Source organism: Kitasatospora sp. MBT66 (assembly GCF_000710405.2).
Classification (GTDB): Bacteria; Actinomycetota; Actinomycetes; order Streptomycetales; family Streptomycetaceae; genus Kitasatospora; species Kitasatospora purpeofusca.
The window spans coordinates 608,937-609,572 of record NZ_JAIY01000004.1 but is presented as its reverse complement, the minus strand read 5'-3'; the positions used below and the strand labels follow the sequence as shown (position 1 = coordinate 609,572).

Annotated in this window: 1 pseudogene; it reads right to left on the bottom strand. The window is 72.6% G+C overall.

Going from position 1 to position 636, the window contains the following annotated elements:
* Positions 1 to 379: 379 nt before the first annotated feature.
* Positions 380 to 636 (bottom strand): annotated as a pseudogene (locus tag BI06_RS50465) (murein biosynthesis integral membrane protein MurJ); the annotation flags it as partial.

Genomic DNA, 636 nt, shown 5'->3' with positions numbered 1-636 from the left:
CGCGGCCGTCCTTCTCCGCGGGGGAGCCGGCCGCGGTGGCCCGGGCCGTGCCGTCGGCGAGTTCGTCGATCGCCGCCGCGAGCGCGGCCTCGTCCGCCGCCCCGTCAGCTGCCGATGTGTCGACGACCGCCTTGGTGCCATCAGCCACCGTGGTCCTGCCTCCCCTTGTGTCGCCCCGGGCCTGAGAGAGAGTCGTTGGAGTGCATCGGCGGGTGACTCCGGTGCTCCAGGACAATTGTGCCCACTGTTCTCCACCGGGTACGACCGCCGAAAGGTCCGCGCGGTTGCCTGTTGGTGGAGAGATGTGGTGCAGATCCGACGCCGGGCCGCCCTGCCGGGCCCGGGACGACCCGGGGTCCGGTGGCGGCCCGACCCCGGGTCAGCGGCCCAGTCGGCCGCGCACCATACCCAGCATGGCGTTGAGTTCCTCGATCCGCAGCCGCTTCGCGATGAGCACGAAGACGGCCAGCTGGAGTCCGCCGGCCAGGACGACCGTCAGCACCGCGCCGGCCCAGCCGCCGACGACCTTGGTGACCGCCAGGCTGACGGCCAGACCGACCACCGCTGCCGGGACCGAGGCCGTCGTGAGGCGGGAGTAGGTCTTGCCGATCCGCTTGGTGTCCAGCCCGCCGATCC